The organism is Kribbella pratensis (assembly GCF_004366075.1).
Classification (GTDB): Bacteria; Actinomycetota; Actinomycetes; order Propionibacteriales; family Kribbellaceae; genus Kribbella; species Kribbella pratensis.
Genome location: NZ_SODU01000001.1, coordinates 1,870,762 through 1,894,204, shown reverse-complemented (window position 1 = coordinate 1,894,204; position 23,443 = coordinate 1,870,762). Strand labels below are relative to the sequence as shown.

Genomic DNA, 23,443 nt, shown 5'->3' with positions numbered 1-23,443 from the left:
GTCCGACGGCCACGGGAAGGTTGCGGGTTGGCCTGTGATGCACCGCGCTACTGACTGTAGCCACGCGTTCCCTAGCTGAGGCGTGTCAGGCTGGGTATCGGTGCCATGAGCAACAGTCCCGTATGGCGAAGGACCCTCACCATGTCTGAGACGAAATCGAGCAGCGGCAAGGCGTGGACCGACGACCAGGTGCAGTAGCTGCGGGAACTAGCCGCAGGCAACACCCCGGTCGGGGTGATGAGCATCAGGCTCAACCGCACCGAGGACGCCATCCGTTCCAAGGCACACGCCGAGGGGATCGCGCTGTCGCCGCCGAACCGACCGCCGTACGGTGACATGAGCTGAGTCACGAGCGAATGCTGGTGCCGTGGCCGGCATCTGGCGGTGCGGGAAGTGCCACGGGGCCAAGGTCCCGGAGCACAAACAGGATGAATTGCATCTGATGCAAAATTGCTCCCTGGGCTGGATCGGCTAATCGCGCTGGTCAGGGAGGTACAACGAGAGTGCGGGTTTGACCGTCGCCAGCCACTGACCTGCGCAGACGGGTTCAGGGCAACATTGATGCATCTAATGCAACAGCCTGGAGATGATCCGATGAATCGCGACGCGAAGCGGAGCCCCGATGCTGCGATGCCTGGTCTGACTGTTCAACGTGAAGCCCCTACTGTGGACTTACAGGCCCGGTTGCCCGGAACCCTCGAGATCGATACTTCAACAAACTGCCTGGTAGTCCGCACCCCCATGAGCACTCCTGCCGACCCCGACCGCCTCGTCGACATCGACGTGGCCTGGCCCCCAGGCTGGAGTGTCGCACTCCGTGACGGCACACCCGCCCTGATTGATGCAACAGGACAGCTGGCCTGCCGGCCAGGCGAAGAGATAGCCGTCGGTGGAGGCTTCGTAGACATAGCCCGGATCGACGTCGTCTCGTGCACGGGCCAGGAGCGGATATTCCAGGCATCCGGGCTCACACGCGTTTGAGCGTTCCCTTGTCGACGAGAATGCCCCCGACGCCCTAATGACCAACACTGCTGATGAACCCAGAGCCAGTGATCCAGTCCACGTTTGCCCAAGGCGGACCGGAATACCGCGCACTTTGAATATGCACCGGTTCCCAGTCCATCCATCGCTGCTGCCCGTTACGCGCCGCGCCGCTGCCCGTGACAAGCCCGCGGATTGTTGTGTGGCCGCGTTGGACGGGCTGGCGCAGCTGGAGTAGCGATGAGTCCCGCGCGTCGGCGAACTGAGACCGAGGTGCGGATCCCCGCCGACTTGGCCGGGCCGGTCGAGGTTGCGCTGGCGAGATCGGTCGACCAGATCCCCGGACCGCGGGCGATGCCGGGTGGATCACGGTATGAGGTGAAGTGGGATGGCTACCTTCACTGAACAAGTCAAGCGCGGTGGCGCTCCCGACACCCTTTCGTCGGCGTACCGGGCACGGGCTGGGACCTCCACGAATACCGGCATTCCGGGCTCACCCACCTCGGCGAGGCCGGGGCCGGCCTGCCGATGCTGATGGCCAAGTCCCGGCACAAGAAGCCGGAGAAGGTACGGCGCTACTTCCACCCGTCGGCGGAAGCGATCGCCGAGGTCACCAGCCTGCTCGCACCCGGCGACGCGCGCCGCTGACCTGCTGTCACCGGTGTGCCCTACCGCCGTCCCGGCGCCCACGCCGCCAGGGGCATAGTCGGCCACGGTCCTCCAGGGTCCGCGAGTAGCAGCGCAGGCCGACGCTCTCCTCTTGGTCGGCCGATCGCGGGTGGAGGCCTCAGACGGAGAACCGGACGTCGGTGAGCTGCTCGGACACGGCCCACAGGCGCTGCTGGACGGTCGTGTCGCGGGACTTCTTGCTGGAGGTGACCACCTCGGGGTATCCGCGGGTTCCGCCCATGCCGTTGGGGCCGTAGAACTGGCCTCCGGTGACGGCGGGATCGGTGGCCGCCCTCAGGGTGGGCAGCGCTCCCATGGCGGCCGGCTGGGTCAGCAGAGGCTGGACCAGTTCGGCCCCCTTGCGCGCCAGGCCGCTCATGTTCTGAGTGAGTTCGGTATCCGACGCGCCGGGATGCGCGGCGGCGGCGATGGTGGTGTGGTGCGGGGCGAGGCGGCGCTGGAGTTCGTAGGTGAACATCAGGTTGGCCAGCTTGGCCTGACCGTAGGCGACAACCCGGTTGTAGGAGCGGTCGAACTGCAGGTCGTCGAAGTGGATGTCGGCGCGGATGCGGTGGCCGAAGCTGCTGACGGTGACCACCCGGGAGCCGGGCACGCGCAGCATCAGGTCCAGCAGCAGGCCGGTGAGCGCGAAGTGCCCGAGGTGGTTGACCCCGAACTGCATGTCGAACCCGTCCTCGGTCTTCTGCCGGGGTGTGAACATCACGCCCGCGTTGTTGATGAGCAGGTCGATCTTCGGATGCGCCGCGTGCAGCTCGTCGGCGGCCGCGCGTACCGATTTGAGGGAGGCAAGGTCCAGGCGCTGGAGGCTGAGCTTGGCGCCTGGGGCACGCTCGCTGATGCGGGCGAGGGCCTCGCGGCCCTTGTCGAGGTTGCGCACGGCGAGGACGACGTGCGCGCCATGCTCAGCCAGGGCCCGCGCGGTCTGCATCCCGAGGCCGCTGTTGGCGCCCGTGACGACAGCGACCCTGCCGTCCTGGGCTGGGATGTCCTGTTCGGTCCACCGGTCGGTCGTGCTGGCCATGATCAACCTCCGTAACGTGAATGATGCTTCACCATGTAGAGTGAAGCATCATTCATCTTTCGTCAAATGGTCCCGGAGGGCTCCATGACCTCACCCCGACCGCTGCGTGCCGACGCGGCCCGCAACCGCGCCCGGATCATGACCGCGGCGCATGAGCAGATCACCGAGCACGGGCCCGAGGTGTCGATGGAGCAGATAGCCGCTGCTGCGGGCGTCGCGGTCGGAACTCTGTACAAACACTTCCCGAACAAGAGCGACCTGGTCACAGCCGTGGTCGCCACCTCGTTCGAAACACTCGCCGACGACGCCGAAGAGTGCCTGCAACGCGCGCGCCAGGGTTCACCCGCCATGGCGGAGCTCACCGGCTTCCTCAGCCGCGTGATGGACACCGTCGCCCACAACCGCGCCGTCAAAGCAGCCGCGTACGCGCTCGGCGCCGACCACGCAGCCCACCCCGCCATGCAGGAGGTGGAGACCCGCGTCACCCAGGCCCTCGGCCAGCTCATCCGCACCGCACAAGCCCAGGGCGGTCTGCGCGCCGACTTCACCGTCGACGACCTGTACCTGATGCTCTACACCCTCCCCGCCGACCAGCCACCCACCGCCCGCGCCCGATGGCTCGCCCTCCTGCTCACCGGGCTCACCGCCCGCTGACCGACCGCGGGGGTAGGCCGCCGTCGCGGCCACCGCCGGGACGCCCTCTACGACCGCCTCGCCCCAGCGAGGGACGGGCTCCGCACTGTGGGGGTGACTCCAATGCAGGCCGATCGACAGTCGGTGTCTGTGCCTCGAGAAGTTGCGCTTGAAGGCCGCAGGTAATGCAAGTCTGTGCCACCTGGCCGGCGCATCCACATGAGGTTGCCGAACTCGTCCCCGCGGACCAGCCGGGGTGGCGCCAGAGCTTGCCGAGGGCAACACTTAGGAGATGGCCAGGCCGGTGCCTGATCTGACCGGGCCCGTAGGTCTGGAACTCGCCCGGGCGGAGGAAGAACTGCCCGGGCCGCACGCCATGCCAGGCGGTGCCAGGTATGAGTTGAAGTGGGACGGTTTCCTTCACTGAACTCTGTCAAACGCCGGTGATGCGTCCCGGCGGGGGCTACTTCCAGTACCGGCTCCAGACGGCGCGCTTTGCCTGGCCGAGGGCGTTGATGACGTCTTGGTCTGTTTGGGCGTTCTCGGTGACGCCGAGCGCCAGTCCGATGTCGTGCCATGAGGCGCCTGTCGCGAGGGCTTCTCGGACAGCTTCGCCGAGTGCCTTGTCGAGCGCGGTCGAGGCTCGGCAGCATTCCTGGACCGCCTGGAGCGGATCGCGCTGCCAGCTGCCGCGGTGCTTGAGGCGCAGGCCTGCACCGTGCCCGGAGATCCGCAATTGGGGAGTTCGCGTCAGCATCGCTTCCACCTCGCTGGTTCGTGACCTACTTCGAGGTTAGGACTCGGGAGCGCGATGTCGATGGGCTCGTTCCGGGTTGATAGCTATTGGCGGTGGCGGCGCGGAGGATGGGCGTATGACTGTTGCGCCGGAGAGTGTCCAGCAATCGACGCCGGTGTGCTGGTGTTGTGCCCGTGAGTTCGATGACAGGGACCTGGTGCGGTTGGGTGCCCACCCCGAGGTCGGTGTCTGTCTGGGGTGCGCCCGGTTCCTGCAACGCAGGGCCGAAGAGCGCGAAGATCAGCTGCACCCGTCCCGCGGAACGCGGCTGCGCGGAATGGTGCGCTCGGCGCGGAAGTGGGTGATCGGCCACCGCTGGCACGAGCTTCCGGTGATTGGTGGCCTGTTGCGGCGGATCGACCGGCGGTTGCCGTAGCCCGGTCAGGCCGTGGTGAGCAGGTGCCCGAAGAGGCGGTTGCCGAGTTCCTCTGCTTCGGCCTGGTCGAGGATCTGGCCCGGAATCTGGGGGTGTTCGGTGGTCCAAGCCTGGGCGGCCGCGTTCGTGGCGAAGAAGTTGAGGTAGTCACAGCAGCAGTCGGCCGACGGCCCACCTCCTGTGCCGGCGCCGACGAACACCACCGCACCGGGCGGTTCCCAAACGGCTCGGCCGGCGGTGGTGGTGACGGTGACTTGTTCGCCGGTGGTGACGTCGAAGGACTCGATCCGGGTGTCTTGGTCGAGCATGGCGGCGATGCCGAGTGCGTCGATCGCGCACATCGCGTAGGCGTCGACGCGGTCATCGATGCGGACCCGGTGGCGGGTCGGCGTAGCGGAGAACGGGTAGGCCAGCGCGATGTGGCCGCTGGGAGCCAGCTGGATCGCGTCGACGTCGTGCAGTGCGGTGAGGATCTCGCTGGTGCCGCGGTCGCTGTCGGCGGTGAGGGCGTCGAGGTCGCTCGGGGTGGGCGGATGCCCGCTGGTGGCGAACGCGCGCAGGATCGCCTGGTGCACCGCTTTCTCGGTGGGGTCCAGCGGCAGGGCGCGGGTCCGCCACGCGCTCAGCACCTCCTCGGGGGTGGTGCTGTCGTGACGCTGGCCGGCTGCCGTGATCGCGACGCGCAGCTGCTCGACTGACGGTGCCGGCACTATCCGCCCGTCGGGGTCGCGGTAGAGGCGGCACGAAACCCCGCAGCCGCAGTCGTGGCCGGCGGCGAACGGGTCGACCCCGTCGATCAGCAGGGTCGGGGAGCCGGCCATGCCGAACTCAGCGGCGTCGGCGTCGGTTTCGATCAACCGGGTGGTCACATGCAGGTCGCTGGCCTCGGCGAGCCGTTGCAGCATCGGCACCAGGTTCGGGCAGTCCGGGACGTGGAGGACTTCGAGTTTCATGAGGTCTCCTGGCGGTGGCCGATCGCGTCGAGCAGCGCGCAGTTACGGTCGGCGCGGGGCAGGTCGCAGGTCGCTACCAGGTCAGCGAGCGAGTCGTGCATCCGTTGCAGGTCGCGGATCCGGCGCTCCAGGTCGGCGCGGCGGTGCTCGGCCAGCGCACGGGCTGCATCGCAGCTGTCCGGGCCGCCGGTGTCCAGGTGCAGCAGTTCCTCGACCTCGCCGAGGGTGAAGCCGAGTTCTTGGGCTCGTTTGATGAACCGCAGCAACTCCACCGCCGTGGGCGGGTAGTCGCGGTAGCCATCCGGTGTGCGAGGCGGCTGGGTCAGGAGCCCGCGGCGCTCGTAGTAGCGCAGCGTCTCGGTGTTCACACCGGCCTGGCCGGCCAGCTCGCTGGTTCGCATAGCCCCATCCTCAACCCTGGACCCAACTACAGAGTCAAGTCCCGGAGCGGAAACCACTGTCTGCGAGGACGCATCACCGAGTCTGGTCACGTAGCGTCCGGAAGGGCGCCGTTGCTGAACTGGGACGCGACTGCGGCTGCCCAAGGGCGGTGCACCGAGAGAAACTGTGGCCATGGGCAACTTGTCGCCCGACTTGACCGGGCCGGTCGCGCTGGAGCTCGCCAAGGCGGTCGAGCAGTTGCCTGGCAAGCACGGAATGCCGGGCGGGGCGCGCTTTGAGCTGAAGTGGGACGGGTTCAGGGTCGGCGCGGTCTGTGTTGGCGGTGAGGTGCGTCTGTGGTCGCGCAACGGCAAGGACTTCACCGCGAAGTTCCCCGACGTCCAGGCCGCTCTTGCCGCGCAGGTCGAAGTCGACTGCGAGCTGGTGGTGTGGACCGGGGAGCGGATGGACTTCGACGCGCTGCAGCAGCGGATGGTGAACACCGCCGCGACGGTGCGGCGCCGCCTGGCTCCCGCCCAGCCTGCCTCGCTGGTGGTGTTCGACCTGCTCGCGGTCGGCAGCGTCGACGTCCGCCCGATGCGCTGGACGGCCCGCCGAGCCCGCCTTGAAACGCTCGGAGCGGCGTGGCGGCCGCCATTGCAGTTGTCGCCGGTGACAGCCGACGTCACCGAGGCGCGGGAATGGCTGGCGTCGTTCAAGGCCTCCGGCGTGGAAGGACTGGTGGTCAAGGGAGCGATCACCCGATATCAGCCCGGTCGGCGCGACTGGGTGAAAGTGAATTCTGTTGGGGTCGGCGGTGTCCGGTTCGTCGGAGCTGGCCACGTTTCCACAGGTCAACGAACGGTGCGGCGTTAGCCGCAGGTGCGCGACAGGTGTCGTGCACCGTGAAGTGGCATGTTGAGAGAGACCAATGGGATCTACCCCGGCCGATCGATTTCGAGCTGGCGTGGATCCCGAGTCGGTTACGTCTGGTTGAGGAGACCAGGGAGGTCGTCGAACCATTTCGACCATCCCTGATAGAAGCGACGAATCATCGCCAGTTGTCCAGCAGGCATGGCTTCATCGACAAGCATCCCTGCCGAGTCGGGACTACTCAACATCCGCAGACAGCTCGCGATGCGGTAAAGGCGCAGCAACGGCCGAGACACTTCACGGCCGTACCCAGCAAAGAACGCAGCAGGTAGTGCAGAGAATCCGTGCAGGTAGGCGTGTTCCTCCACGCCCGCCAGCTCATCCAACGGATACCGCACCGCGGGAAAATCCCAATCGATCAACGTCGCCGATCCGGCGCCCACCACGACGTTGTGCCAGTTCGGATCGCCATGGCTAACTGTGTGTTGGGAAAGCACCTGCGTAATAAAGTAACGAAATGGCAAGAGCACACACAGGCAAGATGCCGAATGACCAGGTTCTGCGCTGGGCGGCCGACGCGGTTGGCGGGACGAGCGTCGTTTCGTCCGAGGGCCTGACCCGCGGCGAGCACCGCCCTTCGGGCACGTTCCGCCTGGGAATCGAAGGACCGGCGGCCCGGACCAGGGACGTGATCTTGAAGGTCCCTGTCCGGGGATGGATCGCCGCCGCGTGGGTGATTACGAACGCACGCGCGCTTCAGCTGGCCGAGACTCATGGCCTGGCCGCGCCGCGGCTGATCGCTGCGGATCTCGACGGGAAGGCGAGCGGAACCGTCGCCACCCTGGAGACCTTCCTGCCCGGCAGCGCCGGTCTCTCGCCGACGGTTTCGGTCGCCCGGCTCCGCGAAGCGGGAGCGGCCCTTGCCAGGGTCCACGCCTTCAGGCTGGTTCCGCAGGCCCATCTGCCATACCGGCCCCGGCCGTGCGCCGTCGACGACCGCGCGGATGAACGCTGGCGGGGCCTGATGCCGACCACACCTTTGCTGCAGCAGGCCGACGAGCGGGTCAGGTCGCACGGGATGCCGGCAGTCGCGTCGGTGTTCGTGCATGGTGACGCCTGGGGCGGCAACATGCTGTGGGAGGGTGACCGTTGCGTTGCGCTGATCGACTGGAATACAGCCGGGGCTGGTAATCCGGGCGTCGATCTCGGCAGCCTGCGGATGCAGATGACCCTTCAGTACGGCCAGGACGCGCCGTCCCATGTGTTGGAGGGCTGGGAGCGGCAGGCGGGCCGGGAGGCAGTCGGCGTGCCCTACTGGGATGCCGTGGCCGCGCTGAACACGCCGACAGTGATGGACGGTTGGGCGGGATTCGCCGACGACGGTAGCCTCCTGGGCGCCGCTGCCGTCACCGAAAGGCGCGACGCTTTCCTTCGCACCGCTCTCAGTCAGTGGTCATAAAGTGGTCGCGCGTGCCGAAATCGACGCTGCTCTCCACTTGGGGGCCTGTGAAGACACGGGATCTCAGCACGGACCTCATCGGCACGCTCTTTGATCCGTGACCTCAGCGCTTCGAGATACCCGGCCAAGCTCGGTCGATGCCGAACGACCCACGGCTCGCCGGAATCAACCGTCGCCAGGAGACTTTCGACCGGATCGTCAGGTGCAAGCTCCAACCCCTGCGGGCCGAACGTGCCAGTAAGCGGCCTGGGAAACTGCACCCTGTGGACCTGGGCATATGCCTGCCCAGGACGCCGCCACACCTCATCGGTCACCGCGCCGCGCTCGGCCGCGGCGACCATCGTCTCGCCAGCCACGAAGTCGACCAGAACGGCACCGGTTTCATCTGCGGCCCACAGGCGTGGCGCACCGACCTGATGCAACTCCAGGAACCGGGCCCGAGGAGCGGGCGAAACCGATGCTGGCCCTTGCCGAAGCAGGACCTGCCGGCCGTCGACGAGCGTCGCCAGCAGCAGCTGATTGTCCAGCCCCAGGCCGGACAACGGCGCGGCTTCAGCCACTGGCGGGAGCGATGCTGCAGCTACCAAGCGGTCCAATGTCGTCCGTAACTCCACGCGCCGCACCTTACGGACTGAAGCAACCCGACCGCAGCTCAAATACCGGTCACTGCTCGTCTGCCGCCTCCCGCACCGGCATGCGCAGATGTCCGTGGAATCTCAGTCGTTCGGCGCGGTTCGGACGTGTGGGACGGTGTCGAGGAGTTGCTGTGACGATCGGCCTCATGGCCTATTGAGCTGATTCATTAGTTCGCGGTTGGCCGCTCGGGCCGCGGCCAGCTCGTCGTCGCGTTGGTCGAGCTGGCGGCGTAGTTCGAGGAGTTGCTGCTCCCTGTCGGTGAGTGCCTGCTGAAGGCTGTGGACGTTGTCGGGCGGCCCGAGGCCGCTCTCGCGGAAGACGGCCTCGCCGAGGCTTTCCGACATGCGGGTCTCCAGGGCATGGATCTGTTGCTGCAGCCGGTGTTGTGCGCACGTGCGTTGAGCAGATCCGCGCGCAGCGAGGCGATCCTGACGGCGCCGTTGCTGGTGGCCGGTTCTGCCGGGAGGGCGGCTGCCGCGACGACGGCTGCATGGAGGTCTGAGTGGCGGTGGATGAAGCTTCGGTGCACTCGGGCTGCCCGTGCGATCGACGACACCGTGATCGGTGCCCCGGCGGCGGTGTGCATGGCGATCGCGTTGTGGACCTGCAGGCGTCGCCTTGCGGTGTCACGCCGCCGGGCCTGCACGAGCGGCAGCTCGGGCTCCATCGGTGGGCTTGCGGGGTCTGTGGTGTGGTTCATCGTCCGGCCGCCCGGACATCACGCGGATCGCCGGTCGGCGGTGCGGTCGGCATACCGAGGTGAACGACGGCGCGGCGGGTCGTGCGCAGCACCCCGACCGCCTCGGTGAGCTGATCACGCTCTGCCGGTGAGAGTTCGCCGACGTGGTCGTCCAGCCGCCGGATCAGCGCCCGGACCTTGTCGATCTCGGCGTCGCTCGGCGTCGCCTCGGACTTGGCCCAGGGCTCGAGCTCGGTCGCGGCGATGACTCGTTCGCGGTCGGCCAGTAGCCGATCGAGGTGAGAGCGTAGTTCGGGCAGGTAGGACACGTCGGTGCGGAAATGGCCGCAGCCCAGGCAGCGGAACCGGAACGGGCAGGCGCCGCCACCGGCCTGGACGTTGGACGGTTCGGTGCAGGTGCCGTAGGGAACGGCGATCTGGCCGACCCGCATCCGGGCCCGTTCGCTGTCGAGCAGCGCGGTGACCTCGCGCCAGATCCGGTTGCCAGACCCGTCGAACTGGTGATCGGCCACTCGGGATACCGCTGCCCGGGTGCGCTTCTCGGTGATCCGGTAGTAGGCCTCGGTCGAGTGGACACTGCGGTGGCCCATCAGCTCCTTCAGCACCTCGATCGGTGTGCCGGCGTCTGCGTGCCGTTGGGCGTAGGTGTGGCGGTAGGCGTAGGCGACCACGGCCGCGTGCGGGAACACCCCGCCGTCGGTCAGGACGAACGGTGTCCGCCTGCACCGTGAGCCTGTTGTAGAACATATTTTCGATTAATATCATGGTGAGGTCATGGTGGGACGCTTCAATGTCCGGCCCGGTGAAAACGGGGACGGCGACTGGCTGGTGTGGGACAACGCGGTGAGCGGTCACCGCGGAACGGTGGCTGATCGCCGGCTACTCCTTCAGGGACGCGTGCGTGAACGACATCCTCGCCCAGGTCTGGACCCACCGGAAGAACAACCCCCACAGATCCTCGTGGTCGCTTACGGGGATGAGCCGACGTTCGAGCAGATCAGCGCAGCCATCTGGGGTGGAAACCGCAGCGTCGCCGCGCCGACCCGCGCGAACCTCCGGGTCTGTCGACACGGCATCGCCGCCGCGTCCAACTGCTCTACCTGGATGCGCTGGGAAGGCGCCGGGCTCGGCGACGTGGCCTGACCGCCGGTCACACTCGGGCCCCGTCGTCCCAAGGATGGCGGGGCCCTGTCGGTCCGATGGCCGCCTACCGGCTCGCCGGAAATGAAGGGCACGCTGCCGCCGACGTTCGCAGCGATATGCGATGCTGCTCGCCGTGGAGAGCCGCGACGATTACGACTTCGGGTGGCTGTTCGACCTGGTCGATCCCGACCCGGCGGTCCGCGCCGCGGCCCTTCGCCGCCGCGACGCGGACATCAGTGACTGGCGGGATGCCCTGGATCGCTGCAACGCGGCGTACTGGGCCAACGGCGGCAGTTTCGACTTCTCGGATTCACCGGCCCTGCGGGCGGCCAGGGACCAGGCCCAGGCCGCCATGCGGGAAGCCCGGGACCGTGGCTTCTCCGGCATCCTGTCGGAATTCATCACCGAGTGCCGGCCTTTCGGCCGCCGGGATCCCACCGCTCTGCGCCGCCTCGTGCCGTTTGCCGTGCTCTTCTTACAGTGGGAGGTCGCCTACCCGCGGGACTGGTGCTCGCCGTGGCCGCTATGGGGCCTCAAGAAGGACGTCCTCCGGGGCCTTGCCAGTATCGAGATACCCCGAGACTCGCGGGCGGCGCTGGTCGAGTTGGTCGTGGCTGCGGTCCGCCGCGAGCACCGCTGCGAGGACCGCGGGTTTGTGCTGCTGGCGCGCCGGCTGGACGGGCCCGACCTGCGCAATCCGGTCGCCCAGTGCCTTGACTCGCCCGACCCGATCGTCGGCCTGCGAGCAGGCTTCCTTATGGATGTCCTCGCCGATCCGAGCATGCCCGCGACAGTCGCAAGCTGGAAACGCTGGCTGGCATCAACCGCCGCGTGACACGACGCGACCACACCGTCGCCGCCTCTACTGCAGCCGATTCAACGACTCACGTGGCTAAGATCGTGAGCTTCGCCCGCGGAGCCGGCTGGGCGACCGTGGTGCCGGTCGTGGTGCGAAATGGTGCCAATCGGTGGTGATCCACGTGGTGTGGTGCGAGCCGGATGCAAGCAAAAGCGCTGGTAGAGGCCGTTGTAGGCGGTGACGTTCCTCCTCGTAATGAGCAGGTCGTCGGTTCGATTCCGACAGGCGGCTCCACAAGAACCCCCAGGTCAGAGGCTTCTGACTCTGGGGGTTGCTTCGTTCGGACCTGTCTGCTCGAGACCAGCCGCGCGGCCGAGGACTCGCGGCATACGATTTCGGACATGGGCTCCACCAACCACCTCATCGGTCGGTCCCCACAGGTCGACCGGCTTGTGGGCGTACTGACCGGGGATGGGCAAGCCATGGTGGTCGAGGGTGATGCGGGGGTGGGGAAGACCGCACTCTTGCAAGAGTTGGGCCGACGTGCCCGGGCCGAGGGGTGGAGGGTCGCCCAGTGCGAGTGTGTGGAGGCGGAGCGGGCGTTCCCGTACGCCGCCCTGGACCGGATGCTCCGCCCGCTCGAGCGGTATCTCCACGCGCTGGCCGACCACCAGCGCCGCGCTGTCGACACTGTGCTCGGTCGCGCGGTCGGTGATGCTCCCGCCGTCATGGCGCTGGGCACGGCGATCCTCGATCTCCTCGTGGTGGCGAGCGCGGACTCACCGTGGTTGCTGATCGTCGACGACGCACAGTGGTTGGACTCCGCGAGCGGTGTCGTGCTGACGTTCGTGGCGCGCCGGCTCAGCGACGCCCCAGCGTCTGTCGTGCTGGGGTTGCGCACGGGAGAGCCGACTGACCTCGAGGTCGCGGGCATCGAGCACCTCCACCTGCCCCCGCTCGACCCCAGGAGCGCGGCCGAGCTCCTGGACGCTCGTCACCCCGACCTGGCCCCCTCGCTGCGCGCCGAAGTGCTCCGGTGGGCGGTGGGCAATCCGTTGGCGCTGATCGAAATGCCGGCATCGCTGGCTGCCGGCTCGCCCGCGGCCTCGAGGCCCGAGCTTCCGTTGCCGCGACGACTTGAGCAGGTATACGTCCATCGGCTCGACAGGCTGCCGCAGGAGGAGCGGTTCGCCCTGCTGCTGCTGGCGCTCGACGGTGTGGCAGAGGACGAAGGAGACCACGACCTCGCGGACCGTCTCGATGCAGCCCGCGCCGCCGGGCTCGTCGACCGGCAAACGCCGGACGGGCGGGCGTCGTTCCGCCACCCCTTGGTGCGGTCAGCGGTCGTCGGCTCCGCGTCCGCGGAGCTGGTGCAGGCCGCGCACCTGCGTCTGGCCGAGGTGCGCGCCGGCGACCCCCTCCGGCGCGCCCATCACCTGGCTTCCGCCACGATCACGCCCGACGAGACCATCGCGCACGCCGTCCAGCTGGGTGCCCAGCACGCAACCCGGCGCGGCGGAGCCGCCGTCGCTGTCCCGCTGTTCGTCCGCGCTGCGGCACTCAGCGAGGATCCGCGCCAACGTGAGCGACGCCTCGCGGAGGCCGCGTTCGTCGCCAGCCACGCGGGCCTGCTCGACGACGCCGCCACGTTGATCGGCCGGCTGGACCGGCTCAACGGCGACCTGGCTTCTCCGGCGACGGTGATGACCGACGCGTACGTCCGGCTGCACCGCGACGGGGCCGTGATCCCGACGCACCGCCTCGTCCTGGACACCCTGCAACGGCAGGGTCACGATATGGACGACGAGACGCTCGAGCGTCTCGTCGAGCTGCTGCTCGGGCTCAGCATGAACTCGGCCGACCTGGTCCTCTGGAAGCAGACCGAGCGACTGGTCGACGAATTCGCGGGGCGGCTCGGACCCGTGACCCTGCTGGTGCGCGACGTCCAGGGCGACTTGCTGCGTCATGCCGACGGCGCCCGCGATCGCGTGGCCAAAGCGTTCACTCTGCCCGGCCATGGCCCCAGGGATGTGACGCTGTTGACGATCTGCGCCAGGTCCGTCGACTCGCTCGGCGAGCACCGCTCGTTCGTCGAGCGGATGCTCGCGCGCGAGGTCGAGGCCGGAGCCCGGGCCGACGCCATGACCTTGCTGCATCTGACGCTCCTCTACCAGACGGACAGTGGGCACTGGGACGACGCTGCGGTGACCTTCGCGCGCGGCTTGGAGCTGAGCACCAGTCTCGGCTTCGAGATGTACACCCACCTCTATCGCGCGTTCTACGCACGGGTCCTGGCTCAGCGCGGTGACGTTGCCGGGGCCCGTGAGCTGAGCCTCTCGGTCGATGCCTGGGCGCGCGCCCGAGGACTCGGGGTGGTCCTCGAGCACGTGGCGGGTGCTGCGCTCGCCGGTTCGCTCGCGATCGGCGATTACGACGCCGCTTGGACCCACGCGCTGGAGATCACCTCGCCCGGATCCTTCCGGCGCTACGTGCACGAGTCGTTCCGGTGCGTCTTCGACTTCGTCGAAGCCGGGATGGCGTCGGGCCATGTCGACGAGGCGCGTCGCCACGCCCATGCTGCGGTCGACCACCACGTGGGGGCAGTGTCACCACGGATGGACATGTTGTGCACCGCCGCGCTGGCGGTGACCGAGCCCACCGCGGAGGCGGACCGACTGTTCGCGATCGCAACCGGCCACAGCGCCGGGCCTTCCTTCCCCTTCGACCTCGCCCGCATCAGCCTGGCCCACGGCAGGTGGCTGCGGCGGCACGGCGACTTGCGCGGCGCCCGTACCACCCTGTCGCGTGCCGTCGAGCTGTTCGAAAGTCTCGGCAGTCCGCCGTGGGCGGATCGAGCCGCGCGCGAACTCTCGTTGGCGGGAGTCTCCGGCGACGAGGCCGTCGACCGACCCGCCCGCCTGACGGCGCAGGAGCTGCAGATCGCCGAGCTCGCGGCGTCCGGGCTGAGCAACAAGCAGATCGGCGCTCAGCTCTACCTCTCCCCCCGCACGGTGAGCACCCACCTCTATCGCATTTTTCCCAAGCTCGGCGTCAGCTCTCGTGCATCATTGCGCGACGCGTTGGCCGCTCGACGGCTCTAGAACCTCCTGCGCGGTGCGGCGCCCTTCGTCGGCTCCGGTGACGTACGCACGTACGTCACCGGTGACGTCATGCGACGGACGACGGCGGCGTCGGTCCTGGCGATCGTTGGTGGTGAACAGGAGTACGGCACCCGGGTCTGAGGCCCTTCGGTGAAACCCACCTCTCACCAAGCGGTGCCTCCGGCCCTGTCTCGTGGCGGTGTCGACGTCCCTCGCACCGCCACGTCCACCACCTCGAGGGACGGATTCGAGAAGACGATGCCGAAGATCACCGTGGGCAGCGAGAACGGCTCACCGGTCGAGCTCCACTATGACGTCCAGGGCAGCGGAGCGCCCGTCCTGCTGATCCACGGATGGCCGTTGAACGGTCGATCCTGGGAGAAGCAGATCGCGGCCCTGGTCGAGGCCGGCCACCAGGCCATCACCTACGACCGTCGCGGTTTCGGGTACTCGACGCCCAGCTGGAACGGCCACGACTACGACAGCATCGCTGCCGATCTCGATGCGCTCCTCACGCACCTCGACCTGACCGGCGCGACGCTCGTCGGCTTCTCGGCCGGCGGTGGTGCGGTCGCGCGCTACATCGGCAACCACGGGACCGCGAGAGTCGCCCGAGCAGTGCTCGCCAGCTCGGTCACGCCGTTCCTGCACGTCACCGAGGGCAACCCTGAGGGCGGGCTCGACGATGCCACCATCGCGCACTTCGAGGCCGGCATCCGCGCCGATCGCGCGGCGTTCGTCGACAACTTCCTCTCGCTGCTCTACTCCGCCGCAGGTCAACCGACCGTCAGCGAGGCTCAGCGCCTCTTCGACCGCGACCTCGCCAACCATGCTTCGCCCCGCGCCACGCTCGAGGGCCCGTCGCAGTTCGGACGCACCGACTTTCGCGACGACCTGTCCCGGTTCGACGTGCCGACGCTCGTCATCCACGGGGACGCCGACGCCGTCGTGCCTTTCCACGTCAGCGGCCGCCGATCCGCAGCCGCGATCCCCGGGTCCGAGGTCGTCCTCATCGAGGGCGGCCCGCACGGCGTCAACGTCTCGCACGCCGGCGAGTTCAACCAGGCGCTCCTCGCCTTCCTCGCCCGCTGATCCCCTGTCCGGCCCCGTGAGGTCGCAGGTCCCACCAACCGGCGCGATCGCGCCACGCAAGGAGAACACTATGACGATCCGTCGACCACTGAACCGGGCCAGGCTGCTGGCGTCCGGGATCGCCGTGGCCGCCGTTGCCGCCCTGGGCGTCGCCGCCCCGGCTGTCGCGTCCTCGACCGGCCAGACGTCGGACATCAGCCCGGCCTCCGCGGCCGCCAAACCCACCATCGTTCTGGTGCACGGCGCGTGGGCGGACGACTCCAGCTTCGCCCCGGTGACCCGGCGACTCCAGAGCGACGGCTACACCGTGATGAGCGCACCAAATCCGCTGCGCGGGCTCGACGACGATGCCGCTGCGGTCGCAGCGTTCGTCGACCAGGCAACCACCGGGCCGGTCGTGCTGGTGGGTCACTCCTACGGCGGCAGCGTGATCACCAACGCTGCAACCCGCATCCCGCGTGTCCAGGCACTGGTCTACGTGGACGCCTTCGCACCGGACGAGGGTGAGAGCGTCCTGGAGCTCACCGGAGCCGAGCCGGGCTCGGCCCTGGCCGTTCCGGACCCGAGCACGGTTTTCAACTTCGTGCAGTACCCGGGCGCCCCGGAGGGGGATGTCGACACCTACATCAAGCCCGAGCTGTTCAAGAGCATCTTCGCCGCCAAGCTGCCCACGGCGCAGACGAAGGTACTCGCCGCCAACCAGCTACCGGTCACCCTGAGCGCACTGAAGGCCCGGTCGAACGCTCCGGCGTGGAAGCAGATCAGGAGCTTCTTCTTCATCGGGACGAGTGACAAGGTCCTCCCGGCCGCCGAGCAGGAGGCGATGGCCAAGCGCGCCCACGGCATCATCGTCAAGCGCAATGCCGACCACCTCTCCATGCTCGAGGTTCCGGGGGCGGTCACCGCGCTGGTCGAGCAGGCTGCGCGAACCAGCTGATCTGTAGCGCGTCCTGTCAACGGTCAGGGTGCGGCGCCCGTCTCGATCCTCGAGGCGGGCGCCTCGGGTTTCGCCGGTTCCATGGATCAGTACCGCTGGGCGTACCAGGTCGGTGGCTCGCCGAAGATGTTCTTGAAGTCGCGGACGAAGTGGCCCTGGTCGGCGTAGCCGAGGTCTGCCGCCAGCGCGGCCCAGTCGGTCGCCTCGCCGGCTGCCATGTGCGGCCACCTCGTGCAGGCGGTAGCGGCGGATCACCCACTTGGGCCCGATGCCGACGTACTCCCCGACCAGCCGCTGCAGGAAGTTGCTCAGCCTATGCCTGCGAAGATGCACAAGATCGACCGTAGCGCCTGGATTCTCGAGGTGCGGGGCCTCGACGGGGAACCGCTGCCCGCGTCGGTGATTGGTCGGTGGCAGTGGTACCGCGAAGCGTCAGGGAGGGCACGGCACCGCCACGGCGCTCTCGAACTGTCGGCGCTGATTGTAAGTGCCGCGATACCTGCGCTGGCGGCGTTCGATATGGACGCTCGGGTCATTGCCATCGTTGGTTCACTCGCGGTCTTGCTCAACGGAGTCCGAGCCCTTGGTGGCTTCAAGGAGACGTGGACCAGCAGAACCCAGGCGCGCTACGCGATCGAGAGGCAGATTGCGCGCTTTGCTACGCGCGAGAGTGTGTATGGCCAGCCAGGCGCCGAGAGCATTCTCGTGGACATCGTTGAAGAGATCTGTGAGCGCGACCGTGAAGGTTGGGCAGCGCGGCGGCTCTCGTACGGGAAGGCTCAAGATGAGCCAGGACCTCTTCCAGCGCCGAAGTGAACGGTCAGGCTCGCCAGTGGAGTGTCAATGGCTCTGTCAATGAACCTCAGTCACTCCGAGACAGATCAGGCACCACAGACAGCCGCGATGACACGGATTCCGCCGATGGACGGCACCGTGGATAAGAACCGTCGCACGTGTACTGCGCTGGCTCGGCTTCTGGTCTGCTGTGCAGACCCATAGGCTGCGGACCTCAGCTGAGGACTTCGTAACAACCCGGGGAAAACCATTGGTGCACGTGTAAGCACAGCGTCACCCTGGATGCCATGCATCTCACCTTCCAGCATGATCCGCGCGGCGAGTGCCTTACGTTGATCCGGCGGGCGGACGGCGCAGTCTTCACGCTTTCGTCGTACACGCGCAAGTGGCGCGTACCGCACGACCTCTCGCATGCGGTGACTGAACGGGAGTTCGGCATCGCGGACGGGATCTTCGGCGTGATCGCAGCAGGCGCGGTCTTCTCGACCATGACTCAGATCGAGGGCAAGGCGCGCTACGACGCGAAGGTCCGTAGCGACCGCATTCTGAAGGCCGCTAAGGGTGTCGGCATCAGTGAGGCGATCGCGGCGGTGATCCATGAAGCCGTGGAGAAGCGGCTACCGACGCCGTACGCTCAAGTGCGCGAGAGTTGGGGAGTCATCTCTCAAGACCCTTGTCCGTATCCGGACGAGGACATTGACCGCGCTACTACGGTGCTGCGCGAACTGGGCGAACAGTGGACCGCGAGCTCCGAGCCCATGGAGTTCCCGTGGCCGGCTAGGCTACGGGCCACCGACCCGAAGAGTGGGCGAGTCCGGGCGCGCTAGGACCAAGACAACCGCCCTTCATAGCTAAGACCGGTTGAGGCTCTGGGTGCAACCACCGCCCCGTCCGGAGCGCGTCGAGGGTCAGGGCTGAGCTCCAGCTGTTCCGCAAGGCTGCTCGATCGCCTCCGTGGAATCAATCGTGGTGCGAAATGGAGTCAAACAGGGTCAGTTGGTGGGGGCCAGAAGCCCTTTAAACTGAGGCCATTGTCGCCTAGAGAGGCTGGATGCTAGGGCATCATTGCCCCTTTTAATCCGCTGCTGCACAGTTCGACTGTCACGCGTGCTCGGCGAAAGCCGCAAGTGGGTGGGCGGTCGCCAAGGACCGCGTTGTCGATCTCGCCCACACGCCCGTCGCCCGTCGACCGCAACTCCAGCACCTCACGATCGCCCGGCGACACATCCACCACCACAGTCAACGCCACGAACGCATGATTCCGAAAACCAACCCGGAGTAGAGCTATTTCGCTAACGCAACACTAGAGGCCAAGCATTCGATCAATCGGTCGAGCATTAAGGCGTCGCGCGGTTCTGCGGGTAGCGTTGGCATCCTCTGGATGACAGGCCCGACAAGTTGCCGAGATCCGCGCTGCTGGGCGTGTCAGCGGGAAGCAGCGAGGATGTCTGGGCGGTGGGATATCACGACGGCGCCACCCGGCAGCCTTTGGCACTGCATTGGGACGGGGCTACGTGGCAGGAGACCCCCACTCCTGAACTGCCCCGGTAATGGGGCCCTCTATGACGTTGAGGTCCGTGGCGATGAGGTATGGGCCGTCGGCATCCAATGGCTTGCGAACCAACCACGCACGCTCATCGAGCGATGGAACGGTGGTCAATGGGAAATTAATGAGAGTCCGAACGTCGCAGTGCCGGGCGCTGGATATAACCCCGGATATCAGTACCTTTCGAGTGTTACGCAGTCCACATCCCACGTATGGGCAGGAGGTCACTTTGTCGATGGCGCGAGCGTCGGACAACCGCTTGCTCTCCGAGGTGCATAGGTGGCTCTGGGGAGGTCCGCCAGATGCGGGTCGATCGCTGCCCAACCCGACGTGCTGAAATACAGGCGAGACCAGTTGCCCGCCGCGCCCAGCGTGCCGCTATGACCGCGTTGCCGGCTTGAGATCGGTGACGGAGGCCAAAGGCGGATCCTCGCCGGTGGCAACAGTCGCGCGCTTCCCGCGGGACGCGGTGACAAGGCCTGCCGCCACCAGCAAGGCCACTGCGCGGTGGGCCGTGCTGGCGGCGACGCCGTACCGGGCGGCCAGGATCTTCTCTGGTGGCAACGGGTCGCCGTGAGCCGGGATGCCGGCGTCAATTGCGCCACGGAGATCGGCTGCGATGCGCTCGTAGGGCTTCAGGTCTTCGTCGGTGACGTCAGGGACGGCGGGTTTAGAGGCCTTGGCGTCACGCGGCGACGGCCTGGTGGGAAGGCGTACGGGCGAGGCTCCTTCTGCGCGCTGGTCTGCTTCGGACCACCAGGCCGTGTAGACCCGTAGTGTCGTGGTGCCACCGCCCGAGTGCCCAAGCGGCCGGCGGCGGAGCGTACGTTGTAGCCCGCCATGATCAGCTCGGTTGCGTTGTAGTGGCGGTGGTTCTCGAGCTCGGTGCGATTCCGAGTCGCTTTGCCATCCTGGCGTAGCGTTTGCTGACGGAGTCTGGATGCAGTGGCCGACTTCCGTCTGGCGCTGGAGAGAAGATGTACCCGTTCGGGTCGAATGGGATGCCGAGCTCGTCGGCGCGCTGACGGCAGCGTGCTTCGTGTTCGTCGAGAACTGCGTCGGGCTCTGCGTCCATGACGATCCGCCGGTGCTGATGCGTCTTGGTGTCCTCCTCGAGTTGGTCGGCATCGTTCACGAAGATCGATCGCCGGACGTTGAGGACCGACGTGGCGCCTCTTTCCGCCGAGTGCGATCGCTCCAACGCAGCGCGCACATCTCCCCACGGCGATTTCCAGTCGTTGTTTCGTGGAGAGGAAGGCGCCCCAGTCATCGTCCTCTTCCCAGGCTTCTGTCACCAGGCGACCGACTTCGTCAACAGTCGGCGGGTGTGGATCTGGCGCGGGCAATCCGGGCTTGCTTGCATGATCGGCGGGGTTCACCGCGATCCATCCCCACACCACTGCTCGATCAAGGGCGCCGCTGAGGGTCCAGTGGATCTCGCGAATGGTTGAGTCGCCGAGACCTTTGCACACGTGCGGTTTACACATGCGGCGGCACCGAGCAGCGGCGGAGTTCGGCGTAGAACGAGTCGAGGATCTCGACGGCGGTGCCGATCTGGCCGAATTTCGACGGCGGCGTTGTATCGAGAAGTGGCTTGATGTGGTCCTGTACTTCGAGCGGTTCCTCCGCAAAGTCGGTACGTCGACGTCGACGACCTCGAAGTACTTGACGATGAGCTGGCCGACATTGGCTCGGGTTGGGTTCCGGCCTTCGTCGACCTGGGTGAGGAAGGGTCTTGAGCTTCCCCGGACCCTGGGCGTGCCGCGGGCCGCGTGCCACGCGGTCCTGGCGGTTGGCTCGCTTGCGCTCCTGCGGCGTCCGCGATGCAGCCGTGCGGCGACCTCGACATTCATGTCATGGGACATGTCACGAGCGGTGCTGGATCAGCCGCAGGTCACGACGGATGTGGCCGTGACCTGCGGTGATGCGCTGTAGGGCGGGCGGGACTCGAACCCGCGGCCCAGGGATTATGAGTCCCCTGCTCTAACCAGCTGAGCTACCGCCCCGTGTGCGGGAGATCGTATCTGGTGGGTGGGGGTGGGGTGCGAAACCAGGGGTGGGTCAGGGGTTTGACTGAGGGGTGGTTACCGCGGACCGGGCATGATGGAGGCAGGTCCGGACGAAGGGAACCCCGATGGGCTGGTTCATATTCCTGGTGCTCGTGGTGGGCGCGATCGCGGCGTACAAGTACCGCGTGCCGTTGCTCGCGAAGATCCTCGGTCAGCCTCCGCAACGTATCCAGCGAGCGATCGACCGGAAGAAGGGGAAGTAGACACTTCCTCCTGAAGCACGAAGAGACCCTGACCGCGCGATGCGGTCAGGGTCTCCTTGACGAGCCGATGGCTTGTCGTTGACGAGCTAGTGGCCGAGCTGGTGGTCGGTCAGCCGACCAGGACCGCTACGACGGACGCGGAGGCTGCGATCTCGCCGCTTCCGGCGGAGCTGGCGTCGTCGTTGTAGCCGAAGGCGAAGACCTCGACGGTGGTCGCCTTGTCGACGGTCACGACCTTGACCGTGGAGCCGGTCAGTTCACGGTCCTTCGCGGGGGAGATCTCGGCGCCGAGGATGGTGCCGTAGTCGGTGCCGAACGCCGTGTCGGAGGCGCCGACGCGGAGGGCGAGCTGCGGCCGGGTGCCTGCGGCGCCTGCGGTGGTGCGGGCGAAGAACGCGGTCGAGTTCAGCAGCCAAGTGCCGGGCTCGAGCTTGAACTCGCCCACCTTGGTCTTGTTGGTCTTGAACGACCCGCCGATCTTGTCGATCGTCACGGCCTTGAAGTCGGCTGAGACACCGGCCTTGCCGTACATGTCCGTGTTCTTGAGGAATGCTGCGCGATCGCCCGGCACGAGCTTGCTGGCCGGGATGCTGTTGTCGACGACCTGCGACGCCGCGACCGAGCGCGGGCAGAGCGGGTACGACAGGGTTTTGCAGTCCGGCCGTACGGCGCCGTTCGCCGCGACCGTGACACCGACCAGCACGCCGGCCCCCAGTACGGCGGCCACCAGCAGTCGGCCACCTTTGGTGTTGAAAACCTTCTTGATGTTCACAGGGTTCCTTCCCCTCCATCCCCGAGGCCCCCTCGGGATACTGGAAGGAAGCTAGCCCAGTTCCCGGTCTAGGCCAATAGGTACGCCGAAATATATTCGTGGCGAATCAATTCGGGAACTTCAGGCACCAGGCGGTGAGCGTGACCTTGGCCGTCGTACCGAGGTCGGTGTCGACCGGCGAGATCACCGGTCGCTCGCCGCGGTGGCGCGCGACGGCGAGATAGGTGCCGGAGGCCTTGTCCTCGGCAACTTCCACGGTGCTGGACCAGGAGACTGCGGCGAGCGCCGATTCCCCTTTACGCAGGCGGATCCGGGTTGGGCCTGGGTCCCTTGCCATGTACGACGTACCGTGCGCGATCGTCACGTTCATCGTTCGTCGGCGAGCGTTGAGTACGGCAACGTCCGGGTAGCCGTTGACGGTGATCGGGGCGGTCCGGCAGTTCGTCAGCTTGAGTACGACGGCTCGATGTCCGAGGGCCGGCTCAACGGGCCCGATGGTGATCATCGCGCCCGATGCGGGACAGGTTGGCGGGGGAGGGGTCGGCGTGCGCCGCCCCACTGTCGGAGTCGGCGTACTCACGCTCGCCGACGTCGGCCCTCCACCTGGCCCGCCCGCTGCCTCAGTTCCGCAGCTCGTCAGCAGGACGAGCCCACCGACCATCCCCACCCACCCGCAGCGATGCATTCCCCGAACTTACCTGCCCCGTGGTTGAGGTCCGGAAAATGCAGAAGCCGGGCTCCTGTGGAGGCCCGGCTGGTGTGTTGCTCCCGCGACTGGACTCGAACCAGTAACCTGCCGGTTAACAGCCGGCTGCTCTGCCAATTGAGCTACGCGGGATCGTGGTGGTGCTCGAGCCCTCGATCCCCGAGGACCTGAGTAGGTTAGCAGGCGGGCGGCGAACTACAAAAACGGGATTCTGGCCGCTGCCGGGTCAGATTCCGAACTCGTCGCGGACCTGCCGGAGGGCAGCCTCGGCCGCGTCCACGACGCCGGGCTGGGTGGGCTCCAATCCCTTGTCCAGAACGAAGTTCCAGGTGACGGGTGCGTCGGTGGCGGCCGGGTTGCGGCGGCCGACGATGCGTACGCCGCGCTTGCCGGACAGCGGGACATGACGCTGTACGACGATGCTCGCGTCGACGCGCTCGCGGAGGAGCTGGCCGAAGCGGCCCGGGTCCTCGACCTTGAGCTCCGTGGCGCGCAGCGGGGTGCCGAAATCGGTGGTCTCGTAGACGTGCAGGACCGATGCCTCGGAGTCCCAGTTGGCGCGCTCGATCTTCTCCCAGCCGACCCGGCGGTCGGCGTCGGCGGCGTCCGACGGGAGGTAGACGGCGGCGCGGGTGCCGGCGACCCAGCGGCCGTTCGTCAGCTCGACGGCGGCCAGGACATCTTCCTTGCTCCCCGTCGACTCACGGGCGGCGGCCGACACGGCCGCGCCCAGCTCGCGCGGCCAGGGACTACGCAGAAGTCTCACACCCACATCATCCCA

Annotated in this window: 26 protein-coding genes and 2 tRNA genes; 13 read left to right on the top strand and 15 right to left on the bottom strand. The window is 67.3% G+C overall.

Features of this window, described 5'->3' with window-relative positions:
• Positions 1-1,768: 1,768 nt before the first annotated feature.
• A complete protein-coding gene (locus tag EV137_RS08980; RefSeq protein ID WP_134127763.1) occupies positions 1,769-2,692 on the bottom strand; it encodes an SDR family NAD(P)-dependent oxidoreductase in 924 nt (307 codons plus the stop codon).
• 84 nt (positions 2,693-2,776) lie between these two features.
• On the opposite strand from EV137_RS08980, the gene EV137_RS08975 reads away from it, so the two are divergent.
• The gene (locus EV137_RS08975) at positions 2,777-3,346 is read left to right on the top strand and encodes a TetR/AcrR family transcriptional regulator (RefSeq protein WP_134127761.1); all 570 of its coding nucleotides are present in this window, start codon (positions 2,777-2,779) and stop codon (positions 3,344-3,346) included.
• 442 nt (positions 3,347-3,788) lie between these two features.
• Here EV137_RS08975 and EV137_RS08970 read toward each other — a convergent pair whose 3' ends face one another.
• A complete protein-coding gene (locus EV137_RS08970) occupies positions 3,789-4,082 on the bottom strand; it encodes a hypothetical protein (RefSeq protein WP_134127759.1) in 294 nt (97 codons plus the stop codon).
• Between the two features lie 115 nt (positions 4,083-4,197).
• Between EV137_RS08970 and EV137_RS08965 the strand changes: the two genes are divergently transcribed.
• Positions 4,198-4,497: a hypothetical protein gene (locus EV137_RS08965; RefSeq protein WP_134127757.1), complete on the top strand. Its 300-nt coding sequence runs from the start codon at positions 4,198-4,200 to the stop codon at positions 4,495-4,497.
• Between the two features lie 5 nt (positions 4,498-4,502).
• Here the strand turns inward: EV137_RS08965 and EV137_RS08960 are convergent, their stop codons facing one another.
• Together EV137_RS08960 and EV137_RS08955 are read right to left on the bottom strand one after the other, a co-directional pair.
• Positions 4,503-5,450, bottom strand: coding sequence for an alkylmercury lyase family protein (locus tag EV137_RS08960; RefSeq protein WP_134127755.1), 948 nt, complete (start codon positions 5,448-5,450; stop codon positions 4,503-4,505).
• Positions 5,447-5,851, bottom strand: a complete 405-nt coding sequence (locus EV137_RS08955) for a MerR family transcriptional regulator (RefSeq protein WP_134127753.1) — start codon at positions 5,849-5,851, stop codon at positions 5,447-5,449. The genes EV137_RS08960 and EV137_RS08955 overlap by 4 nt, the downstream gene beginning before the upstream one ends.
• A 172-nt stretch (positions 5,852-6,023) precedes the next feature.
• Between EV137_RS08955 and EV137_RS08950 the strand changes: the two genes are divergently transcribed.
• Positions 6,024-6,707 (top strand): ATP-dependent DNA ligase, encoded by a 684-nt coding sequence (locus EV137_RS08950; protein WP_238175180.1) that lies wholly within the window; start codon positions 6,024-6,026, stop codon positions 6,705-6,707.
• A 107-nt stretch (positions 6,708-6,814) separates the two neighbouring features.
• On the opposite strand, the gene EV137_RS08945 is transcribed toward EV137_RS08950, so the two are convergent.
• A complete protein-coding gene (locus EV137_RS08945; protein WP_134127751.1) occupies positions 6,815-7,234 on the bottom strand; it encodes a hypothetical protein in 420 nt (139 codons plus the stop codon).
• A gap of 11 nt (positions 7,235-7,245) precedes the next feature.
• Here EV137_RS08945 and EV137_RS08940 point away from each other — a divergent pair, with 11 nt between their 5' ends.
• On the top strand, positions 7,246-8,163 hold the full coding sequence (locus tag EV137_RS08940) for an aminoglycoside phosphotransferase family protein (protein ID WP_166679805.1): 918 nt from the start codon (positions 7,246-7,248) through the stop codon (positions 8,161-8,163).
• Here EV137_RS08940 and EV137_RS08935 read toward each other — a convergent pair.
• From EV137_RS08935 to EV137_RS08925, 3 genes are all read right to left on the bottom strand, one after another.
• The gene (locus tag EV137_RS08935) at positions 8,151-8,723 is read right to left on the bottom strand and encodes a BUD32 family EKC/KEOPS complex subunit (RefSeq protein ID WP_134127747.1); all 573 of its coding nucleotides are present in this window, start codon (positions 8,721-8,723) and stop codon (positions 8,151-8,153) included. The genes EV137_RS08940 and EV137_RS08935 overlap by 13 nt on opposite strands.
• 219 nt (positions 8,724-8,942) lie before the next feature.
• Positions 8,943-9,143: a hypothetical protein gene (locus EV137_RS41000; protein ID WP_202870847.1), complete on the bottom strand. Its 201-nt coding sequence runs from the start codon at positions 9,141-9,143 to the stop codon at positions 8,943-8,945.
• A gap of 352 nt (positions 9,144-9,495) precedes the next feature.
• Positions 9,496-10,188 carry a tyrosine-type recombinase/integrase gene (locus EV137_RS08925; protein ID WP_202870846.1) on the bottom strand — a complete coding sequence of 231 codons (693 nt, stop codon included), beginning with the start codon at positions 10,186-10,188 and terminating at the stop codon, positions 9,496-9,498.
• A gap of 85 nt (positions 10,189-10,273) precedes the next feature.
• Here EV137_RS08925 and EV137_RS08920 point away from each other — a divergent pair, with 85 nt between their 5' ends.
• From EV137_RS08920 to EV137_RS08900, 5 genes are all read left to right on the top strand, one after another.
• Positions 10,274-10,642, top strand: a complete 369-nt coding sequence (locus EV137_RS08920; RefSeq protein WP_134127745.1) for a hypothetical protein — start codon at positions 10,274-10,276, stop codon at positions 10,640-10,642.
• A gap of 121 nt (positions 10,643-10,763) precedes the next feature.
• Complete coding sequence (locus EV137_RS08915) at positions 10,764-11,477, top strand: hypothetical protein (protein WP_134127743.1); 714 nt, start codon at positions 10,764-10,766, stop codon at positions 11,475-11,477.
• Positions 11,478-11,842: 365 nt separating this feature from the next.
• Positions 11,843-14,542, top strand: coding sequence for an ATP-binding protein (locus EV137_RS08910; protein ID WP_166679804.1), 2,700 nt, complete (start codon positions 11,843-11,845; stop codon positions 14,540-14,542).
• Positions 14,543-14,800: 258 nt separating this feature from the next.
• Positions 14,801-15,634 (top strand): alpha/beta fold hydrolase, encoded by an 834-nt coding sequence (locus EV137_RS08905; protein WP_134127739.1) that lies wholly within the window; start codon positions 14,801-14,803, stop codon positions 15,632-15,634.
• A gap of 70 nt (positions 15,635-15,704) precedes the next feature.
• Positions 15,705-16,571 (top strand): alpha/beta fold hydrolase, encoded by an 867-nt coding sequence (locus EV137_RS08900; RefSeq protein ID WP_134127737.1) that lies wholly within the window; start codon positions 15,705-15,707, stop codon positions 16,569-16,571.
• A gap of 86 nt (positions 16,572-16,657) precedes the next feature.
• Here EV137_RS08900 and EV137_RS41355 read toward each other — a convergent pair whose 3' ends face one another.
• Positions 16,658-16,789 (bottom strand): helix-turn-helix domain-containing protein, encoded by a 132-nt coding sequence (locus EV137_RS41355; protein ID WP_238175179.1) that lies wholly within the window; start codon positions 16,787-16,789, stop codon positions 16,658-16,660.
• A 109-nt stretch (positions 16,790-16,898) separates the two neighbouring features.
• Between EV137_RS41355 and EV137_RS08890 the strand changes: the two genes are divergently transcribed.
• Positions 16,899-17,387 (top strand): DUF4231 domain-containing protein, encoded by a 489-nt coding sequence (locus tag EV137_RS08890; protein ID WP_166679803.1) that lies wholly within the window; start codon positions 16,899-16,901, stop codon positions 17,385-17,387.
• Positions 17,388-17,653: 266 nt separating this feature from the next.
• Positions 17,654-18,193 carry a hypothetical protein gene (locus tag EV137_RS08885; RefSeq protein ID WP_134127733.1) on the top strand — a complete coding sequence of 180 codons (540 nt, stop codon included), beginning with the start codon at positions 17,654-17,656 and terminating at the stop codon, positions 18,191-18,193.
• 1,097 nt (positions 18,194-19,290) lie between these two features.
• On the opposite strand, the gene EV137_RS41965 is transcribed toward EV137_RS08885, so the two are convergent.
• On the bottom strand, positions 19,291-20,040 hold the full coding sequence (locus EV137_RS41965; RefSeq protein ID WP_134127731.1) for a winged helix-turn-helix domain-containing protein: 750 nt from the start codon (positions 20,038-20,040) through the stop codon (positions 19,291-19,293).
• A 357-nt stretch (positions 20,041-20,397) separates the two neighbouring features.
• On the opposite strand from EV137_RS41965, the gene EV137_RS08875 reads away from it, so the two are divergent.
• Positions 20,398-20,847, top strand: coding sequence for a hypothetical protein (locus EV137_RS08875; protein WP_134127729.1), 450 nt, complete (start codon positions 20,398-20,400; stop codon positions 20,845-20,847).
• On the opposite strand, the gene EV137_RS08870 is transcribed toward EV137_RS08875, so the two are convergent.
• Positions 20,845-20,918 (bottom strand) — tRNA-Ile (locus EV137_RS08870). The genes EV137_RS08875 and EV137_RS08870 overlap by 3 nt on opposite strands.
• 128 nt (positions 20,919-21,046) lie before the next feature.
• Here EV137_RS08870 and EV137_RS40455 point away from each other — a divergent pair.
• On the top strand, positions 21,047-21,184 hold the full coding sequence (locus EV137_RS40455; RefSeq protein ID WP_166679802.1) for a hypothetical protein: 138 nt from the start codon (positions 21,047-21,049) through the stop codon (positions 21,182-21,184).
• A 109-nt stretch (positions 21,185-21,293) separates the two neighbouring features.
• On the opposite strand, the gene EV137_RS08865 is transcribed toward EV137_RS40455, so the two are convergent.
• The 4 genes from EV137_RS08865 to EV137_RS08850 all read right to left on the bottom strand — a co-directional run bounded on the left by EV137_RS08865 (position 21,294) and on the right by EV137_RS08850 (position 23,428).
• On the bottom strand, positions 21,294-21,956 hold the full coding sequence (locus EV137_RS08865; protein ID WP_133999818.1) for a hypothetical protein: 663 nt from the start codon (positions 21,954-21,956) through the stop codon (positions 21,294-21,296).
• 106 nt (positions 21,957-22,062) lie between these two features.
• Positions 22,063-22,617 (bottom strand): DUF4232 domain-containing protein, encoded by a 555-nt coding sequence (locus EV137_RS08860; protein ID WP_134129458.1) that lies wholly within the window; start codon positions 22,615-22,617, stop codon positions 22,063-22,065.
• Positions 22,618-22,721: 104 nt separating this feature from the next.
• A tRNA-Asn gene (locus EV137_RS08855) sits at positions 22,722-22,794 on the bottom strand.
• A 94-nt stretch (positions 22,795-22,888) separates the two neighbouring features.
• A complete protein-coding gene (locus EV137_RS08850; protein WP_238175177.1) occupies positions 22,889-23,428 on the bottom strand; it encodes a hypothetical protein in 540 nt (179 codons plus the stop codon).
• Between the last annotated feature and the right edge of the window lie 15 nt (positions 23,429-23,443).

What these genes read in the sequence shown, in the direction of transcription:
- EV137_RS08980 (WP_134127763.1), bottom strand. Translation starts at nt 2,692, where the DNA reads ATGGCCAGCACGACCGACCGGTGGACCGAACAGGACATCCCAGCCCAG.
- EV137_RS08975 (WP_134127761.1), top strand. Translation starts at nt 2,777, where the DNA reads ATGACCTCACCCCGACCGCTGCGTGCCGACGCGGCCCGCAACCGCGCC.
- EV137_RS08970 (WP_134127759.1), bottom strand. Translation starts at nt 4,082, where the DNA reads ATGCTGACGCGAACTCCCCAATTGCGGATCTCCGGGCACGGTGCAGGC.
- EV137_RS08965 (WP_134127757.1), top strand. Translation starts at nt 4,198, where the DNA reads ATGACTGTTGCGCCGGAGAGTGTCCAGCAATCGACGCCGGTGTGCTGG.
- EV137_RS08960 (WP_134127755.1), bottom strand. Translation starts at nt 5,450, where the DNA reads ATGAAACTCGAAGTCCTCCACGTCCCGGACTGCCCGAACCTGGTGCCG.
- EV137_RS08955 (WP_134127753.1), bottom strand. Translation starts at nt 5,851, where the DNA reads ATGCGAACCAGCGAGCTGGCCGGCCAGGCCGGTGTGAACACCGAGACG.
- EV137_RS08950 (WP_238175180.1), top strand. Translation starts at nt 6,024, where the DNA reads ATGGGCAACTTGTCGCCCGACTTGACCGGGCCGGTCGCGCTGGAGCTC.
- EV137_RS08940 (WP_166679805.1), top strand. Translation starts at nt 7,246, where the DNA reads ATGCCGAATGACCAGGTTCTGCGCTGGGCGGCCGACGCGGTTGGCGGG.
- EV137_RS41000 (WP_202870847.1), bottom strand. Translation starts at nt 9,143, where the DNA reads ATGTCGGAAAGCCTCGGCGAGGCCGTCTTCCGCGAGAGCGGCCTCGGG.
- EV137_RS08920 (WP_134127745.1), top strand. Translation starts at nt 10,274, where the DNA reads ATGGTGGGACGCTTCAATGTCCGGCCCGGTGAAAACGGGGACGGCGAC.
- EV137_RS08915 (WP_134127743.1), top strand. Translation starts at nt 10,764, where the DNA reads ATGCTGCTCGCCGTGGAGAGCCGCGACGATTACGACTTCGGGTGGCTG.
- EV137_RS08910 (WP_166679804.1), top strand. Translation starts at nt 11,843, where the DNA reads ATGGGCTCCACCAACCACCTCATCGGTCGGTCCCCACAGGTCGACCGG.
- EV137_RS08905 (WP_134127739.1), top strand. Translation starts at nt 14,801, where the DNA reads ATGCCGAAGATCACCGTGGGCAGCGAGAACGGCTCACCGGTCGAGCTC.
- EV137_RS08900 (WP_134127737.1), top strand. Translation starts at nt 15,705, where the DNA reads ATGACGATCCGTCGACCACTGAACCGGGCCAGGCTGCTGGCGTCCGGG.
- EV137_RS41355 (WP_238175179.1), bottom strand. Translation starts at nt 16,789, where the DNA reads ATGGCAGCCGGCGAGGCGACCGACTGGGCCGCGCTGGCGGCAGACCTC.
- EV137_RS08890 (WP_166679803.1), top strand. Translation starts at nt 16,899, where the DNA reads ATGCACAAGATCGACCGTAGCGCCTGGATTCTCGAGGTGCGGGGCCTC.
- EV137_RS08885 (WP_134127733.1), top strand. Translation starts at nt 17,654, where the DNA reads ATGCATCTCACCTTCCAGCATGATCCGCGCGGCGAGTGCCTTACGTTG.
- EV137_RS41965 (WP_134127731.1), bottom strand. Translation starts at nt 20,040, where the DNA reads ATGCCGACCAACTCGAGGAGGACACCAAGACGCATCAGCACCGGCGGA.
- EV137_RS08875 (WP_134127729.1), top strand. Translation starts at nt 20,398, where the DNA reads ATGCGGCGGCACCGAGCAGCGGCGGAGTTCGGCGTAGAACGAGTCGAG.
- EV137_RS40455 (WP_166679802.1), top strand. Translation starts at nt 21,047, where the DNA reads ATGGGCTGGTTCATATTCCTGGTGCTCGTGGTGGGCGCGATCGCGGCG.
- EV137_RS08860 (WP_134129458.1), bottom strand. Translation starts at nt 22,617, where the DNA reads ATGGTCGGTGGGCTCGTCCTGCTGACGAGCTGCGGAACTGAGGCAGCG.